This is a genomic window from Solemya velum gill symbiont (assembly GCF_002020255.1).
In the GTDB taxonomy this organism is placed as follows: domain Bacteria; phylum Pseudomonadota; class Gammaproteobacteria; order Chromatiales; family Chromatiaceae.
In genome coordinates this window covers 103823-120029 of record NZ_MPQG01000002.1, presented here as the reverse complement: position 1 = coordinate 120029, position 16207 = coordinate 103823, and the positions used below count along the sequence as shown (strand labels likewise).

Here is a 16207-nt window from a genome sequence, read left to right as displayed (position 1 = left end):
GCCTTGCTTGGTAAGACATGACAACAAATAACACAGAAGTTGAAAGTATCGGGAATCTTCGAGCAGAAACTGGTCGCCTCAGGGCAGAGCTGGAGGAGTTACATACTCGATTGGATACCTTCAATGATACACGCCGGGCCATGCTGTTTCTTCTGGAAGACCTGGAGGAGAACGAGAAAAAGTATCGAACCCTGGTTCAGAATATACCGGGCGTTGTGTACAGGTGCTTGATTGATAGCAATTGGAGCATGCTGTATCTAAACGATGAAATCGAAAGTATCACCGGCTATCCTGTTTCTGATTTCATTAATAATCAGGTTAGATCTTTTGCCAGTATCATTCACCCCGATGACAGGGAGATGGTTCGAGAGCAGATAATGGAGGCTGTCAATGAGGCCATTCCCTATTTTATTGACTATCGCATTTGTAACAGTAAAGGTGACATAAAGTGGGTGCATGTTCGAGGACAGGCTGGATTCGAGAACAAGACAGAACAGATTTGGCTTGATGGTACGATTGTTGACATTACAGATCGTCGATTGGCTGAAATTGCTCTGAATGAAAGTAATATGCGACTGCAGAGTGCAACTAATGCCGTGCGCGACGCACTAGTCGTGATTAAATCTGACGACGGCTCCATTGTTTCCTGGAATCCAGCTGCAACGACTATCTTCGGCTACAGTGTCGAAGAGGCCATTGGAATAAAGTTGCATGATCTAATAGCCCCGGAGCGATTCCATGAAGCTATTAACAATAGTATGAGAACTTTCTCTGCTAGCGGAGAGGGAAATTTTGTTGGTAAATTAGTAGAGCTTACCGGCTTGAGAAAAGATGGAAGTGAGTTTCCTATTGAGTTATCGGTTTCTGCTATGCAATTATCGGATGGCTTCTATGGTGTCGGTATCGCACGTGATATATCAGCACGTAAGATGGCCGAGAAGGACAAACAGCGGGCAGCCATACAATTGAAAGGTGCGTTGCTTGGTACGATCAAGTCTGTCTCACTAACAATTGAAAAGCGCGATCCTTACACCTCGGGCCATCAGGAGCGGGTTTCAAAACTAGCTACCTCAATTGCAAAGCTACTGGGCCTGACAGATGCACAAATCGAGGGTATTAGCCTCGGTGCCGCTATCCATGATATTGGCAAGATTGCCATTCCCGCTGAGATACTAAATCGTCCAGGAAAATTGACGGAGCTGGAACTAGGGCTGATTCAATCTCATCCGGAGATTGGTTTCGACATCATTAAAGGTGTAGATTTCCCCTGGCCTGTTGCAGAGATGATACATCAGCACCATGAACGAATGGATGGGAGCGGCTATCCGCAAGGTTTAAAAGGGGAAGAAATTATACTCGAGGCACGCATTATTGCAGTTGCCGATGTGGTTGAAGCAATCAATAGTCACCGTCCTTATCGGCCTGCATATGGAATAGATGAGGCGTTGGATGTAGTCAGAAAAGGGCGGGGAGTTCTTTTCGATTCCAGGGTTGCGGATGCCTGCCTGACACTGTTCCAGGGCACTCCTGCTTTCACTTTCTGAAGCCCTTTTGATACAAATCAGGGGTAGTTCCGGCTTGATTCAATTCCAGAAATGCATATGTGCTATAAAAATGATGCCAGTTTGATAATTTACGTGGTGTTGCTATAGCTAAATCTGATAATCCGTCCAAAGCGGATTCGAAGGTGTAGTCGTGGCATATAGAAGTATATATTTCTCCTGATCTCTCGCCAATAATGGTGTAATCATCCACTGTTAGCGACTTGTTGCGAATGGCCGCTTCCGGTAAAAAATGAACATTTGGTACTCACCGTAGTTTTAGAAAATTCATACAGATATTCAGTATTTAATCGGTTAGGATGCCTATGAAGGCACAAAATAAATAGATGTAATTCTTGGCCAAAGCAGGGGAGAAGTATCGTTGCATGAAATAATCTGTCCGCACTGCGGTAAAGCATTCAAAATCGACGAAGCCGGGTATGCGGACATTCTTAAGCAAGTCCGTGACCATGAGTTTGAGCAACAGTTGCACGAACGACTTGAGCTGGCCGAGAAGGAGAAGCAGAACGCTGTTGAGCTTGCCAAGAACCAGGTCAGTAGCGAAATGCACAAGACGACCGCAGCAAAGGATGTCGAAATCCAGGAATTGAAAGCCAAACTCGATGCCGGTGAGATCGCGAAGAACCTTGCTGTGACCGAGGCTTTAAACATCGTTGAAAAAGAGCGTAATGAGCTCGCCAACGAACTTGAACAAGTAAAGCGCGACAAGCAGGCTGCCTCTGAACTGGCTGATGCGAAACTCTCCAAAGAGCTGCAGGAAACCGCAGCAAAGAAGGATGCCGAGATCCTGGAATTAAAGGCCAAGCTCGATGCCAGTAAAGTCGAGCAGACGCTCGCAATTACAGGTGCCGTCGGTAAGGTCGAGAAAGAGCGCGATGAGCTGAAAAACAACCTCGACCGGGCAGCACTTGAAAAGCAACTTGCCGAGAAGTCGCTCAAGGATAAGTACGAGACGCAAATCAAGGATCGCGACGAAGCAATCGAGCGCCTGCGTGACATGAAAGCGCGTTTGTCGACAAAGATGGTTGGAGAAACCCTTGAGCAGCATTGTGAGACCGAGTTCAATCGCATTCGGGCTACAGCGTTTCCGAGAGCATATTTCGAGAAGGATAACGATGCCAGGAGCGGCAGTAAGGGTGACTATATCTTCCGTGACACGGATGAGGCCGATACTGAAATTGTTTCGATCATGTTCGAAATGAAGAACGAGAACGATACCACTGCAACCAAGAAAAAGAACGAGGACTTCCTCAAGGAGCTCGACAAGGATCGCACCGAGAAAGGGTGTGAATACGCTGTCTTGGTCTCTATGCTCGAGTCCGACAGTGAACTCTACAACACGGGCATTGTTGACATGTTTCACCGCTACCCGAAGATGTACATCGTACGGCCGCAGTTCTTTCTTCCAATCATTACACTGTTGCGTAATGCCGCGATGAACTCGCTTAAGTACAAGAGGGAGCTGGCGCTTGTTCAGGCACAGAATATCGACATAACAAACTTCGAAAGCGATCTTGAAAAATTCAAGAGCGCATTCGGGAAAAACTATGATCTTGCCTCGCGGAAATTCCAAACAGCAATCGATGAGATAGATAAGTCAATTACTCACCTGCAGAAGACAAAGGATGCCTTGCTTGGTACGGATCGGAACCTTCGTCTTGCAAACAACAAGGCGCAAGACGTAACCATCAAGAAGCTGACACGGAAAAACCCCACAATGGCATCCAAGTTTGATGAGCTTAAGGATCAGGATCCAACCGATACTGAATAGGTCGTGAGTGTGGCAACTTGTCAGCGCACTCATCAGGCTCTACAGCGAGAATGACGCTACCCTGGCGTCTGATGCTCTTCATTCACTCATTTACGGTTCGAACCCGCCGGCATCCATCCGTATCAGTCATCTCGAGGAAGTTGAGCAAGGCTGCATAACCTGAACAGAATTCAGCCTTTTCAACAGCCAGGAAGCCATAACATATTAATCTGTAAGTGAATTATCATTTTTCAATCTATACTGTTACTAGATGAGTACAACCATGTAATGTAAATCGCATCAGTCAGATCGGTGCTGACGGGTTGTCCTCGAAATGAACCTGGAACAGTAAATGCCATGAAAACGAAACATCTGTTCTTGTTGCTCCTGTTTCTCTGGCCACTCATCCTATTGGCACAGCAGGAGGGTGCGGGCTCCAGAAGCGGGGTGTGGATTGATATTGACGGAGCTATTGGACCGGCAACCACTGACTACGTCGAACGCGCCATTGACCTTGCGGCTGAAGAACAGGCTCAGCTGATCATTTTACGTATTGATACTCCGGGAGGACTCGAGTCCTCGATGCGAGATATCAACAAGGTGATCCTTGCTTCGCCAGTGCCCGTGGTCGGTTATGTATTCCCCAATGGTGCCCGGGCTGCAAGTGCCGGTACCTTTCTTCTTTACGCCAGCCACGTTGCGGCAATGGCGCCTGCCACCAACCTGGGGGCTGCCACGCCGGTCAGTATCGCACCGACCGTTTCTCCCCCTGCAACACCTGGCAGCAAAGAGCCTGTGGAAGAGGCCCGGCCGGATGCAGAAAAGAGCCAGGAGCAACCGGTAAGCCTTGATGCAAAAAGCCAAAAAGCGATTAATGATGCAGTTGCCTATATTCGCAGTCTTGCCAGCCTCAGGGGGCGCAACGCAGACTGGGCAGAAAAGGCAGTGCGCGAAGCGGCAAGCCTGGATGCAAGATCGGCCCTGGAACTGGGTGTTATCGATATAGTGGCATCGGATATGAGCAAACTGCTTGTCCTGCTGGATGGGCGAAGAATCAATATCCTTGGGCAGGAAGTCACACTGGCAACCGAAGGATTGCTGTTAAATCACATTGAGCCAGATACTGGCCGTTATTACCAACCCCAACGTCGCCTATATCCTGATGCTGATCGGCATTTACGGGCTGATTCTAGAATTCTCCAACCCGGGAAGCATTCTGCCGGGAGTGACAGGTGCCATCTGCCTGCTGCTTGCGCTATATGCGTTTCAGCTGCTGCCTATCAATTATGCCGGCCTGTTCCTGATTCTGCTCGGTGTGGCGTTAATGGTTGGCGAGGCCTTTGAGCCAAGTTTTGGCATCCTTGGCATCGGTGGAATTATCGCATTTGTCATTGGCTCGGTGATCCTTATTGATACCGAGGTGCCCGGTTTTGGTATCTCACTTCCCCTAATCGGTGCTTTCGCCCTCGTCAGCGCAGCTTTGCTCGTGTTGATTGTCGGTATGGCAATCAAGTCGCATCGACGCTCTGTAGTCAGTGGTGCTGAGGAGCTCGTGGGGATGCAAGCCGAGGTGCTGGAAGATTTTCTTGGTAAAGGACGGATTCGTGTTCATGGGGAACTGTGGCAGGCTCGTAGTCCTGTTCAAGTAACCAGGGGAGAGCAGGTACGTGTGACTGGCTTGGATGGTTTGATTCTGGATATAGAACCGGAAAATAAACAGGAGGATAGTTAAATGATCGCTTATCTAAGTTATATGGTTTTCGGCTTTATTGCACTGCTGGTGCTCTGGGCGATTTTTATTCTTCGTGAGTACGAACGAGGAGTGATCTTCACGCTGGGACGTTTCTGGAAGGTCAAGGGTCCCGGCCTTATTATCGTCATCCCGATAATCCAGCAGATGGTCCGGGTGGACCTGCGCACAGTTGTAATGGATGTACCTGAACAGAATGTTATCTCGCGTGACAATGTCTCGGTGAAAGTGAACGCGGTTATCTACTTTCGTGTCATCGACCCGGAGAGGGCGATTATCCAGGTAGAGAACTTCTACGAGGCAACAAGCCAGTTGGCACAGACAACACTGCGTTCCGTACTGGGACAACATGAACTGGACGATATGCTGGCCGCTCGTGAGCAGCTCAATGCTGATATCCAGAACATTCTTGATGCAGAAACGGATGCATGGGGTATCAAGGTGAGTAATGTCGAGCTGAAACACGTCGACCTGGATGACAGGATGATTCGTGCCATGGCGAAACAGGCCGAGGCTGAGCGTGCACGTCGTGCCAAGGTGATTCATGCTGAAGGCGAACGTGAAGCTGCTGAACAACTGACCGATGCTGCCGAAATCATGTCGCGACAATCAGAGTCACTACAGCTGCGATACCTGCAGACCCTGACCGAAATCGCCGGGGACAAGAATTCTACGATCGTATTTCCTGTGCCTATGGAAGTGATTGAAGCGGTAATGAGAAAATTGAAGGGTTGAACTCTGTCTCAATTGTTTCATCTGGAAGCTCGCGTTTTACGACGCACTTCGCCTGATTTATCTTGATAGGGACTTGCAAGGTGAGATGTGGTCTATACGCAAGGTGCTGGAGTATAGAGACGGGATTTATTTGCGTCTTTCTGCGTGTCTCTTTGCTCCATTATTTGTAAAGCCACAACTTTATGGCTTCATCAACATCTTCCATACTGATCGGCTTGGCCAAGTGTCCATCTATGCCGCTTTCATGATACAGCTCAATGTCATCAGGCATGGTATAGGATGTTATGGCGAGAATCGGTTTGTGTTTCCCCGTCGCAGATTCTTTCTCACGAATATTTCTGACCATTTCACAACCATCCATCATGGGCATGTTGATATCTGTCAGAATCATTGCATAGTGCTCCTCCTTCAAGAGTTCCAGTGCTTCTACGCCGCTATTAGCACCAACTCCTTCCAGTCCGAGGAATTCCAGGTGCTCCAGCAAGATAGACAGGCTGATATTATCGTCATCTACGACAAGTATCTTTGCATCCAGATTGTGCATATTCGCTTCTCCAAGTCTTTCGCTTGCTTAGATACAATACTATAGTCTAATAAATTTAGTGGTGATTCATAATTCAGAAAAAATGATCTTATTAAAATTGTATGCCTCAGGATATGATCATCCTGAGGTATTTTTTTTACAGTATGAGTAAAGCTACGGACCGTTCAAGATCTAAAAGATGATTGGTATTGTGTACAAGAAACGTGTACTAGAGTGGCAAATAAAAAAACCGCTAAGATATTGAATCTTAACGGGTTTATATATATGGTGCCGAGAAGAGGACTTGAACCTCCACTCTTCACGTTCGTGTGCGTAACCCTTTGTTTTATTGTATATACCATAGCCAATATAATCGGCCGGTGTAGTAGTAAAATGTAGCAGTAGCCAGGATATTAATCTACCGCCTGTAAAAAAGAACTGAACGTAATTTTGCAAATACTGGTTTGAAATATTGATTTTGAAATTCCTGATCTTCTGAGGTCAATTGCAACACATACATAGGTACTAGTTGCATGAGACTATCATGCCACTCTCTTACATTCTCATTATCTGCTTTTGCTACTGTCTGGAATGCTTCAAATCCATTTTACTTTTGAGGCGTACCAGATGCCGGATGAGATATACGGTGGTTATTTGATGTTCCTCCGGTACTCCAAGCTACCCGCAGTCGTTGAAATCATGTTGATACTCATAACAATTTGATACCAGCAGCTTTGTTAAAGGCGCCAGAAGACATCGGGTATTTTTTGCGTAAAATCAGAAATATAGAGCACTGCAACATAGCTGATTTTTATTCTAAACATAAAAGAACTGATTACCTGAATGGGTAGTGTGGCATCTAGACTCATCCTAGATGATCTCAGTCTGACATGTTTTTTAAAGACTGAAATTACTCATAAAAATATACTTATTTGGAGTAGAAGATGTCGGAGTATCTGATTTTTGCACTTGTTTGTGCGCTTATCGCCATCGCCTATGGCGTATGGTCTATCAGTTGGTTATTAAAGAAGCCCGACGGTAATGAGGAGATGCGTTCCATTGCCAGCGCAATTCAGCAAGGTGCTTCCGCCTATCTGAATCGCCAGTACACAGCAATTGGCCTGGTTGGTGTCGTGCTCTTCATTGCTATCTGGTATTTACTTGGTGCGACAACAGCAATCGGTTTTTCTGTTGGCGCAATTCTTTCAGGTGCAGCCGGCTTTATCGGTATGCACGTTTCTGTACGATCAAATTCACGTACAACAGAAGCAGCAAAAGGGGGGCTGAATGCTGCCCTGGCTGTTGCTTTCCGTGGCGGAGCGATTACCGGTATGCTGGTGGTTGGTCTCGGACTGATAGCAGTGAGCGGTTATTACGCAGTCCTGATATATATCACACCTGCTGGTGAATCAGTTCAACTCAGTCCACTTGTTGGCTTGGCTTTTGGCGGTTCACTGATCTCGATTTTTGCACGTCTTGGTGGTGGTATCTTTACCAAGGGTGCTGATGTTGGTGCTGATCTTGTCGGTAAAGTCGAGGCGGGCATTCCTGAAGATGATCCACGTAATCCGGCAGTTATTGCAGATAACGTTGGTGACAATGTTGGTGACTGTGCCGGAATGGCAGCTGATCTGTTCGAAACATATGCAGTGACAGTTATTGCCACCATGATGCTTGGTGCACTTGCTTTCGGCAGCACTGATGGCAATGCTGTCTTCTTTCCACTGGTTCTTGGTGGCGTATCGATTTTGACCTCAATCGTGGGATCCTTTTTCGTCAAGGTTAAAGAGGGTGGCAATATCATGGCTGCGCTCTATCGTGCCTTGATCGTTTCCGGTGGTTTATCAGCGATTCTCTTCTATCCTGTTACCAGCTTTATGATGGGAGATAATGCACAGTATTCTGTGATGAATCTTTACTATGCAGCACTTATCGGCCTTGCCGTAACTGCAGCAATTGTTGTCATTACTGACTACTACACTTCGACAAGTTACTCACCGGTGAAAAATCTGGCCGCAGCCTCAAGCACAGGTCATGCAACCAATATTATCGCTGGTCTTGCACTGTCGATGAAATCGACCGCAGCGCCGCTGCTGGTGATCTGTGCAGGCATTCTGTTTGCCTACAATGTAGCTGAACTGTACGGTATCGCGATTGCGGCGACCTCCATGCTGAGTATGACCGGTATTATCGTTGCTATCGATGCCTACGGTCCAATTACAGATAATGCGGGTGGTATTGCCGAGATGGCTGAATTGCCAGCCGATATTCGTAATACAACGGATGCGCTTGATGCTGTTGGTAATACAACCAAGGCTGTTACCAAAGGCTACGCAATTGGCTCAGCCGCACTTGCTGCACTTGTACTCTTTTCTGACTACACGCGTGAGTTGGCGATCCATACTGGCGGTGAGACAAGTTTCGACCTGTCGAATCACATGGTCATCATCGGCCTCTTCATCGGTGGCTTGGTGCCTTACCTGTTTGGCGCCATGGGCATGGAAGCTGTCGGACGTGCAGCCAGCGGTATCGTGCATGAAGTACGTCGCCAGTTCAAAGAGATTCCCGGCATCATGGATCGGACTGCAAAACCGGACTATTCAAGAGCGGTTGATATGCTGACTCGTTCAGCCATTCGTGAAATGATCGTGCCATCACTGCTTCCTATTGCAGTGCCACTTCTGGTTGGATTGATTTTGGGTCCTGTTGCTCTTGGTGGCGTTCTGCTCGGTTCTATTGTGACCGGTCTGTTTGTTGCTATCTCAATGACAACAGGCGGTGGTGCATGGGATAACGCCAAGAAATATATCGAAGACGATAATCATGGTGGTAAGGGTTCTGAAGCACATAAGGCATCAGTCACAGGCGACACAGTTGGTGACCCCTACAAGGACACTGCTGGTCCGGCAATCAACCCGTTAATCAAGATTATCAACATCGTGGCCCTGATGATGGTGCCGCTGCTTTAGTGCAATGCAATTGGAAATATTCATCAAAATAGCGTTCACTGAATCATATAGGGGAAAGAAACATGAGTAAGATACGCGTACAAATGGCGCCGGAAATTGAATTTAAAATGGATATCGAGGTGCCTGATGTTGAGGCAGACAGCCGCGATTATGACGTACAGCAACACAAGGCTGAGGTCTATGCCGAGTTCGAACGTCGTCTTAGATCAGTATTTCCGGAAGGATTGAAGTGCCACACTTTCGAGTTCGGACTTGATACCGGTTGGCACGAAGGTCTCGGCGAAGACTAGAAAGTGTCGTGTGTGCAGGCCAGATGATGGTCTGCACACATTCGCTTTACCTGGATTTGCAAGTCACTCATCATCATATGATTTCTGGCAATTATGACATTGCCGGGAGCGTGATTAATGTGTTGTTTGTAATGGTTGAAAGTTAATCTGGGATGCCACATAAAAAACCCTTTAGCGATCAATCACTAAAGGGTTTTTTATGTATGGTGCCGAGAAGAGGACTTGAACCTCCACGAGCTAATGCCCACTAGCACCTGAAGCTAGCGCGTCTACCAATTCCGCCACCTCGGCTAAGTGCGGTGCGAACAATAACAGCGACAAGAGCCTTCTGTCAACGTACAATAGTATAAATAATATAGCCTTAATGGAAAAATTGATTGAGTAATCAGAATCGGTCAAAGCGCAAATCCAAGCGTGACCCGAATTTCGCACGTGAAGCGAAGAAGTATGACAACCCCATCCCCAGCCGCGAATTCATTATGGAATCCATTAATGAAAAGGGCTGCCCCATCAGTTTTGCAGAAATTGCCAGTGTCCTGGCTATCAAGGATGAAGATCAGTTAATTGCTCTCGATCGTCGTCTGGGCGCTATGCTGCGTGATGGCCAGCTGATCAAGAACCGCAAGAAGGGTTTTTGCGTTATTGATAAAGAAGAGCTGATTGTTGGCCGTGTAACTGGCCATGCTGACGGTTTTGGCTTTCTGATCCCCGAAGAGGGCGGTGACGACCTGTTTCTGACGCATCGCGAGATGCGCAAGCTGATGCATGGCGACCGTGCCGTGGTGCGGGTTGCCGGTATCGATAATCGCGGACGCCGCGAGGGTACCATTGTCGAGGTGCTTGAGCGTGCGCATGAAAAAATCGTCGGTCGCCTGGCGATCGAGGGCGGTGTCGGTTTTGTCAGGCCTGACAACAAGCGCATGACGCAGGAGATTATCGTCCCCGGAACCGAGCTGAATGGTGCCGAAAAGGGCGATATCGTCGTTGTTGAGCTGATTGTACAGCCAAGCCGACGTACACAGCCGGTCGGTAAGATTGTCGAGGTGCTGGGTGAACACCTGGCCTCAGGCATGGAGACGGATATTGCAATCCGCAGCCACGAAATCCCGGTCGAGTGGCCCGCTGAGGTTCAGCAGGCTATTGCAAAGCTCTCCGAGAAGGTGCCGGAAAAGGCCAAAAAGGGCAGGGTCGACCTGCGTAAATTGCCGCTGGTCACAATCGATGGTGAAGATGCGCGTGATTATGACGACGCTGTCTACTGTGAAGCGACGCCAAAAGGCTGGAAGCTAATCGTCGCGATTGCCGATGTCTCACATTATGTTAAGCCCGGTAATCCGCTTGATAAAGAGGCGTCTTCACGCGGCACCTCGGTCTATTTTCCGGGACGTGTTGTACCCATGCTGCCCGAGATTCTATCCAATGGCCTGTGTTCGCTTAATCCTAAAGTCGATCGCCTCTGCATGTGCTGCGAGATGCTGATCAGCCGCGAGGGCAAACTGCTGCGCTCACGCTTTTATGAGGGTGTGATGCACTCACATGCGCGGCTGACCTATGACAAGGTTGCTGCCATGCTGGTTGATCGCGATAAAAAGCTGATCAAGGAGTATGCAGAAATTTTGCCACATCTTGAGGAGCTTTATGCGCTCTACCATGTGTTGCAGGCATCAAGGCGCGAACGTGGTGCGATTGACTTCGAAACTGTCGAAACACGTATCATTTTCGACGAGGGGAAAATCGCTGATATTGTTGCGGTGACACGCAATGATGCACACAAGATTATTGAAGAGTGCATGCTGTCCGCCAATGTCGCTGCGGCTCGCCTGCTTCAGCGCAAGAAGATTCCTGCGCATTTCCGTGTGCACGAGGGGCCTTCTGCCGAGAAGCTTATTGATCTGCGCCAGTTCCTTGGCGAAATGGGTCTGTCACTGCCGGGTGGTGCTAAACCCACCGCGGGGGACTACGCGAAGCTGCTTAACCAGGTGCGCGAACGTCCAGATGCACAGCTGATCCAGACGGTACTGCTGCGCTCACTGTCGCAGGCGGTTTACACCACTGACAATCTTGGGCATTTCGGTCTCTCTTATGATGCCTATACCCACTTCACATCCCCGATTCGTCGTTATCCTGACCTGCTGGTCCATCGCGCTCTTAAACACGCCGTGAATGGCGGCAAGGCGAGTGATTTTCACTACTCGAAGGGTGAGTTGCAGAGCTTCGCCGAACACTGTTCGACGACTGAAAGGCGCGCCGATGAAGCGAGTCGTGATGCACTCGATACGCTCAAGTGCGAGTACATGCTCGACAAGGTGGGTGAGAAGTTCGACGGCATCATTACCAGCGTGACCTCGTTTGGCCTCTTCGTGATGCTCGACGGCATCTACGTCGATGGTCTTGTGCATATCACGGCGCTGGATAAGGATTACTTCCATTTTGATCCTGTTGCACACAGGCTCAGTGGCGAGCGCACCGGCAAGAGCTACCGTCTCGGTGATCCGTTGCGTATCCAGGTGGCAGCAGTCAATGTGGATGAACGTAAAATCGATTTTGTGCTGCATGATGCGGCATCCAGAAAAGGGGCGGACTCACGTCCCGGTGGCAAAAAACGCAGTTCCGGCAAACGTCGCAAGGATGGCGGTGACAAGTCAAAGGCTCCACGTTCAAGACGTCGTAGTGGCGGCAAAAAGCCACGTAAACAGGGTAAATGAGCCGCTCAGAAACTCGCCTTGTTGGCGGTATCCACAGTGTCAGGAATATTCTGCGCCACGGCGCAGAGGCGATTCTTGAGGCGTGGATTGACAGCGGGCGTCGCGACCGCCGCCTGCGTGAACTGATCGATGAGTTTAACAAGCTGGGTATTGCGTTCCATTCCAGTGATCGCGACGAACTGGATCGTCTCGCCTCGGATCTGAATCACCAGGGTGTCCTGGTGCGTGCACGGGCACCGGCTGCGCTGGATGAAAATGCGCTGCGCCAGCTGCTCGACAGGATTGAGCCTCCCTATCTGCTTTTAGTCCTCGATGGTGTGCAGGATCCACACAACCTCGGCGCCTGCCTGCGAACTGCAGATGCTGCTGGTGTACACGCAGTGATAGCACCGAAAGATCGTAGTGTTGGCCTGACTCCGGTGGTCTGCAAGGTGGCAAGTGGTGCGGCCGAGAGTATGCCGTTTGTGCAGGTGACTAACCTGGCGCGCACACTCGAAATGCTCACGCAGGAGTTCCAGGTGTGGGTGACAGGTACCGCAGGCGAGGCCGATATGGGCCTTTATGACGCCGATTTGCGCGGATCGACGGCGATTGTCATGGGTGCCGAAGAGAAGGGCATGCGACGCCTGACCCGCGAGCATTGTGATCAGCTCATCTCGCTGCCGATGGCTGGTTCAGTTGAGAGCCTGAATGTCGCCGTGGCAACGGGTGTGACACTATTTGAAGCGATACGCCAGAGAAATGTAGCGAAATAGTGCAGAAAAAGCTCAGCTAAAGTAACAAATTGGGCTCCATTCCTAGTATAATGCTCCGCTAAATTTCATCTACTGCGGAATGTGACGACCATGCTGAGAATTGCCGAGGAAGCCCTCACTTTTGACGACGTACTGCTTCTGCCTGCCTACTCGAACGTTCTGCCCAAGGATGTCTCGCTGGCAACCAAGCTGACACGTGAAATCGACCTGAGTATTCCGCTGGTTTCAGCCGCGATGGACACGGTCACAGAATCGCGACTCGCGATTGCCATGGCGCTTGAAGGCGGTCTTGGCATTATCCACAAGAACATGACTGCAGAACGCCAGGCGTCTCGCGTGCAGAATGTTAAGCGCTACGAGAGTGGTGTGATTCACGATCCGATCACTGTTTCACCAACAACCTCGATTGGCGAAGTAATCCAGCTGACCCGCAAGCGCAAGATTTCAGGTGTTCCCGTTGTCGACGGCGATGCACTGGTCGGCATCGTTACTGGACGAGACCTGCGTTTCGAAACCCGTGTTGATGAGCCGGTCTCTTCAATCATGACGCCCAAGGATCGCCTCATAACGGTCAAAGAGGGTGCCAGCCGTGACGAAATCAAGGCACTGCTGAACCAGTATCGCATTGAGAAAGTTCTGGTTGTTAATGACAATTTCGAACTGCGCGGACTGGTAACCGTCAAGGATATCCAGAAAGCAACTGACAACCCATATGCATGCCGCGATGACCAGGAGCGTCTGCGTTGTGGTGCTGCTGTTGGCGTTGGTGCAGGAACCGACGAGCGCGTCGAGGCACTGGTAGCTGCAGGTGTCGATGCCATCGTTGTAGATACCGCACATGGTCATTCGCAGGGTGTGCTAGACCGCGTTGCATGGGTCAAAAAGAATTTCCCGCAGGTACAGGTAATCGGCGGCAACATTGCAACCGCATCTGCCGCCAAGGCGCTGGTCGAGGCCGGTGCTGATGCCGTCAAGGTTGGTATCGGACCGGGTTCAATCTGTACCACGCGTATCGTTGCCGGTGTCGGCGTACCGCAAATCACTGCTGTTGCCAATGTATCGGCTGCGCTCGATGGAACCGGTGTCCCCGTCATTGCTGACGGCGGTCTGCGTTACTCAGGCGATATTGCCAAGGTCATCGTCGCCGGTGCCAACTCGGTTATGATCGGCGGCCTGTTTGCCGGTACCGACGAGTCTCCGGGCGAGGTTGAGATTTTCCAGGGTCGTTCATACAAGTCTTACCGCGGCATGGGCTCACTGGGCGCCATGTCAGGACAGCAGGGATCTTCTGACCGTTACTTCCAGGAAGATACCAAGGATGCCGACAAGCTGGTTCCTGAAGGTATCGAGGGACGCGTTCCTTACAAGGGTCCACTGCTGAATGTGATTACACAGCTGACCGGTGGTGTGCGTTCAAGCATGGGTTACACGGGTTGTGCAAGCATCGAAGAGATGCGTACAAGGCCTGAATTTGCACGTGTGACAAGTGCCGGAATGCTGGAGTCACATGTGCATGATGTGACCATCACCAAGGAAGCACCAAACTACCGCCGCGATTAACAGCTAATCAGCTCCAGGAACGATACGCATGTCTGATATCCACGCGCACCGAATTATTATTGTCGATTTCGGTTCACAATATACGCAACTGATCGCGCGTCGGGTTCGCGAAGCCGGTGTCTACTGCGAAATCTGGCCATGGGATAACTGTGTTGATGCAATCAGCGCACAACAGCCTGCCGGAATTATCCTCTCGGGTGGCCCTGAATCAACAACCGGCGACGATGCACCTGTCGCACCCGGTATGATTTTTACCCAGGGTGTGCCTGTACTGGGCATCTGCTATGGCATGCAGACCATGGCAGCACAGCTTGGTGGTGAGGTAGAAACCTCCGACAAGCATGAGTATGGCTATGCCCAGGTACGTGCACGCGGCCACTCCAAACTGCTGAATCATATTGAAGATCACACATCACCTGAAGGCTACGGTCTGCTGGATGTGTGGATGAGCCACGGCGACCGTGTTGCGAAGATGCCAGACGGTTTCAAACTGATGGCCAACACTGATGATGCGCCAATCGCCGGCATGGCTGATGAAGAGCGCGATTTCTATGGTATCCAGTTCCATCCCGAGGTGACACACACGCTGCAGGGTGGACGTATTCTCGAACGCTTCCTGTTTGAAATCTGCGGTTGTGAAGCACTGTGGAATCCGGGCTCGATTATCGAGAATGCAATCCACACCATAAAAGAGCAGGTTGGTAACGGCAAGGTCGTACTTGGTCTTTCAGGTGGTGTCGATTCATCTGTTGTTGCCGGCATGCTGCATGAAGCGATCGGTGATCAGCTCACCTGCGTGTTTGTCGATAACGGCCTGTTGCGTCTCAATGAAGGTGACCAGGTGATGGCAACCTTTGCCGAGCACATGGGCGTCAAGGTGATTCGTGTCGATGCCGAGCAACGTTTCCTCGATGCCTTGAAAGGCGAGGCCGATCCGGAAAAGAAACGTAAAATTATTGGTAATCTCTTTATCGATATTTTCGAGGAAGAGGCAGGCAAGATCGAGGGTGTAGATTTTCTCGCGCAGGGAACCATCTATCCCGATGTGATCGAGTCAGCCGGTGCAGCATCTGGCAAGGCACACGTCATCAAGTCACATCACAATGTTGGTGGCCTGCCTGACTACATGAAGCTCGAACTGGTCGAGCCACTGCGTGAACTCTTCAAAGACGAGGTACGCCGTATCGGTGTGGAACTCGGCCTACCGTACGACATGGTTTACCGCCACCCGTTCCCGGGTCCTGGCCTTGGTGTACGTATCCTTGGCGAGGTCAAGAAAGAGTACGCCGATCTGCTGCGAGAGGCCGATCATATCTATATTGAAGAGCTGCGCAAGCACAAGCTCTACGATGAAGTGAGCCAGGCGTTTGCGGTTTTCCTGCCGGTTAAATCGGTCGGAGTCGTTGGTGATGCACGCCGCTATGAATATGTCGTATCATTGCGCGCGGTGAAGACGGTTGATTTCATGACGGCGCATTTTGCACATTTGCCGTTCGAGTTTCTCGAAACCGTTTCACGCCGTATCATCAACGAGGTGTCTGGCATTTCACGTGTGGCTTACGATATTTCAAGCAAGCCGCCTGCCACCATCGAGTGGGAGTAACATCC

The 16207-nt window shown here is 50.0% G+C and carries 12 protein-coding genes, 1 tRNA gene and 1 pseudogene; 12 read left to right on the top strand and 2 right to left on the bottom strand.

Features of this window, described 5'->3' with window-relative positions; translation table 11 throughout:
- Positions 1–17 precede the first annotated feature (17 nt).
- The 6 genes and pseudogenes from BOW06_RS02645 to BOW06_RS02630 all read left to right on the top strand — a co-directional run bounded on the left by BOW06_RS02645 (position 18) and on the right by BOW06_RS02630 (position 5797).
- A complete protein-coding gene (locus BOW06_RS02645) occupies positions 18–1544 on the top strand; it encodes an HD domain-containing phosphohydrolase (protein ID WP_052132143.1) in 1527 nt (508 codons plus the stop codon).
- A 379-nt stretch (positions 1545–1923) separates the two neighbouring features.
- Positions 1924–3333 carry a DUF2130 domain-containing protein gene (locus BOW06_RS02640; protein WP_043117008.1) on the top strand — a complete coding sequence of 470 codons (1410 nt, stop codon included), beginning with the start codon at positions 1924–1926 and terminating at the stop codon, positions 3331–3333.
- A gap of 7 nt (positions 3334–3340) precedes the next feature.
- Positions 3341–3496, top strand: a complete 156-nt coding sequence (locus BOW06_RS13030) for a hypothetical protein (RefSeq protein ID WP_155276149.1) — start codon at positions 3341–3343, stop codon at positions 3494–3496.
- A gap of 173 nt (positions 3497–3669) precedes the next feature.
- Positions 3670–3996: pseudogene (locus tag BOW06_RS13390) on the top strand (Clp protease/crotonase-like domain-containing protein); the annotation flags it as partial.
- 478 nt (positions 3997–4474) lie between these two features.
- Positions 4475–5044 (top strand): NfeD family protein, encoded by a 570-nt coding sequence (locus BOW06_RS13315; protein WP_438363281.1) that lies wholly within the window; start codon positions 4475–4477, stop codon positions 5042–5044.
- 21 nt (positions 5045–5065) lie between these two features.
- Positions 5066–5797 (top strand): slipin family protein, encoded by a 732-nt coding sequence (locus BOW06_RS02630; RefSeq protein WP_230209769.1) that lies wholly within the window; start codon positions 5066–5068, stop codon positions 5795–5797.
- A gap of 160 nt (positions 5798–5957) precedes the next feature.
- On the opposite strand, the gene BOW06_RS02625 is transcribed toward BOW06_RS02630, so the two are convergent.
- On the bottom strand, positions 5958–6341 hold the full coding sequence (locus BOW06_RS02625) for a response regulator (RefSeq protein ID WP_078453071.1): 384 nt from the start codon (positions 6339–6341) through the stop codon (positions 5958–5960).
- A gap of 923 nt (positions 6342–7264) precedes the next feature.
- Here BOW06_RS02625 and BOW06_RS02620 point away from each other — a divergent pair.
- On the top strand, positions 7265–9289 hold the full coding sequence (locus tag BOW06_RS02620; protein ID WP_078454282.1) for a sodium-translocating pyrophosphatase: 2025 nt from the start codon (positions 7265–7267) through the stop codon (positions 9287–9289).
- A gap of 83 nt (positions 9290–9372) precedes the next feature.
- On the top strand, positions 9373–9579 hold the full coding sequence (locus BOW06_RS02615; protein WP_179115097.1) for a hypothetical protein: 207 nt from the start codon (positions 9373–9375) through the stop codon (positions 9577–9579).
- A 204-nt stretch (positions 9580–9783) separates the two neighbouring features.
- On the opposite strand, the gene BOW06_RS02610 is transcribed toward BOW06_RS02615, so the two are convergent.
- Positions 9784–9870, bottom strand: a tRNA-Leu gene (locus tag BOW06_RS02610).
- 86 nt (positions 9871–9956) lie between these two features.
- Between BOW06_RS02610 and rnr the strand changes: the two genes are divergently transcribed.
- From rnr to guaA, 4 genes are all read left to right on the top strand, one after another.
- Positions 9957–12284: a ribonuclease R gene (gene rnr, locus BOW06_RS02605; RefSeq protein WP_052132142.1), complete on the top strand. Its 2328-nt coding sequence runs from the start codon at positions 9957–9959 to the stop codon at positions 12282–12284.
- Positions 12281–13039 carry a 23S rRNA (guanosine(2251)-2'-O)-methyltransferase RlmB gene (rlmB, locus tag BOW06_RS02600; RefSeq protein WP_043117004.1) on the top strand — a complete coding sequence of 253 codons (759 nt, stop codon included), beginning with the start codon at positions 12281–12283 and terminating at the stop codon, positions 13037–13039. Before rnr ends, rlmB begins: the two co-directional genes overlap by 4 nt.
- A 93-nt stretch (positions 13040–13132) precedes the next feature.
- Entirely contained in the window at positions 13133–14599 is a 1467-nt protein-coding gene (gene guaB, locus BOW06_RS02595; protein WP_043117804.1) for an IMP dehydrogenase, read from the top strand.
- A gap of 28 nt (positions 14600–14627) precedes the next feature.
- On the top strand, positions 14628–16202 hold the full coding sequence (guaA, locus tag BOW06_RS02590) for a glutamine-hydrolyzing GMP synthase (RefSeq protein WP_078453070.1): 1575 nt from the start codon (positions 14628–14630) through the stop codon (positions 16200–16202).
- Positions 16203–16207: the final 5 nt, after the last annotated feature.